The organism is Cellulomonas algicola, assembly GCF_003851725.1.
Classification (GTDB): domain Bacteria; phylum Actinomycetota; class Actinomycetes; order Actinomycetales; family Cellulomonadaceae; genus Cellulomonas; species Cellulomonas algicola.
The window spans coordinates 1-1,571 of record NZ_BHYL01000418.1; the positions used below are offsets into that span (position 1 = coordinate 1).

Sequence of the window (1,571 nt, forward strand, 5' to 3'; positions counted from 1 at the left end):
CCGCGGAGCTGCGCACGCCCGCGCCCGCCGACGAGGTCCTGGGCGAGCGTCCCGCGGTCGCGGTGCCGGCGGCCGACGGCACGGCGGAGGACGGCACGACCGCGGAGGACGGCACGACGACCGCCGGCGGCACGACGCCGGCAGGCGGCAGCGCGACGGGCCGTCCGGTCGAGCCGTCCGTCAGGACGTCGCCGGCGAGCTGACGGGCGCGGGGCGCAGACGCGCACGCACCGCGGGGAGCGCGACGACGAGGCCCACGACGGGGCCCACGAGCGCGCCGGCCACGGTCGTCGGGACGAGCGGCCAGGGGCTCACGAGGAGCCAGACGCACGTCGCGCCCGTGGCCGACAGCCACGTCGCGACCATCGTGCGGTGCGCCGACAGCGCGATGAGCGCCGCCGACAGCAGCAGCAGCCACGCCAGCAGGCACGCGGACGCCACGAGCACGCCGACCGCGGCGGGCGAGACGACGTAGGACTCGTCGTACAGCAGCTGGACCAGCCACGGGCCGATCAGGGCGCCGACGACCCCGCCGAGCGCGGCGACACCCACCGCGGCGACGGTGCCGAGCACCACGACCCGGCCGGCTGGCGACGGCCGCCCCTCGTCGAGGTCGGCACGCCAGCGCGCGACGCGCGGGACCGCGACGGCCTGCACGGGCGACACGAGCAGGAGGGGCAGCCGCGAGACGGTGAGCGCGGCGAAGAGCGCGCCGCCGGCCGCTCCGGGAGCCTCGCCGGTGAGGGCCGTGACGAGCGTGGGGAAGCCGGTGATGACGGCGGCCGTCAGCGCACCGCCGCCCAGGAGCGACACCGCGCGGCCGCCCGCGGCACGCAGGTCGGTCGGCAGGGTGCGCGCGCTGCCCAGCACGGTGGCGGTGGCGCGCGGCCAGGCGAGCCACGCGAACGACCCTACCCCGACCGCGAGCGCGGCGGTCGTGAGGTCGAGCACCCCCGCGACGAGGACCAGGAGGAGCACGACGAGACGCAGCGCGGCCTCGGCGACGACGATCAGCCCGTAGGAGCGTGTGCGGGCGGTGCCGACGAGGTAACCGCGGACGGCGAACTGCGCGGCGAAGCCGACGGAGGTCAGGACGACGATCGTGCCGAACACGGTCGCGGAGCCGCCGTAGACGCGGTCCGCGACCGCGGGCACGAGGGTGAGGGCGCCGACCGCCCCGGCGAGCAGCGCCGCGACGACCGCGACGGAGCCGGTCGACGGCGTCTGCACGAGCTCGGACCGGGCGGCACGTCGCGCGACCTCCTGCTCGAGCGTCGACAGCGAGCCGCCGATGCCGAAGACCACGCCCCAGAACGCGATGAACTCCCCGTACTGCGCGGGGCCCAGCTGGCGGCCCACGACGAGCTGCAGCAGCCACCCGGCTGCGCTGGCGACGGCGATCGCGGCACCGATCGTGCCGATGCCGTCGGCGCGGGGGCGGCGGGCGCTCACGAGACGCGGCGCCGGGCGACGCGAGCGCGCGCGGCGAGCGCGAGGCCGCGCACGACGCCGCCGGTGAACACGGGGGCGAACACCGGCAGGAGCGTCGCGGTCGCGCGGGTCTCCGCGGC

Annotated in this window: 2 protein-coding genes; one reads left to right on the plus strand and one right to left on the minus strand. The window is 78.2% G+C overall.

Features of this window, described 5'->3' with window-relative positions:
* Positions 1-203, plus strand: a 203-nt coding sequence (locus tag CTKZ_RS21790; RefSeq protein WP_200829855.1) for a hypothetical protein, incomplete at its 5' end; no start/stop codon positions are given.
* Here the strand turns inward: CTKZ_RS21790 and CTKZ_RS20280 are convergent.
* Positions 181-1,452, minus strand: a complete 1,272-nt coding sequence (locus CTKZ_RS20280) for a hypothetical protein (protein ID WP_124344597.1) — start codon at positions 1,450-1,452, stop codon at positions 181-183. The two genes, CTKZ_RS21790 and CTKZ_RS20280, sit on opposite strands and share 23 nt — an antisense overlap.
* Positions 1,453-1,571: the final 119 nt, after the last annotated feature.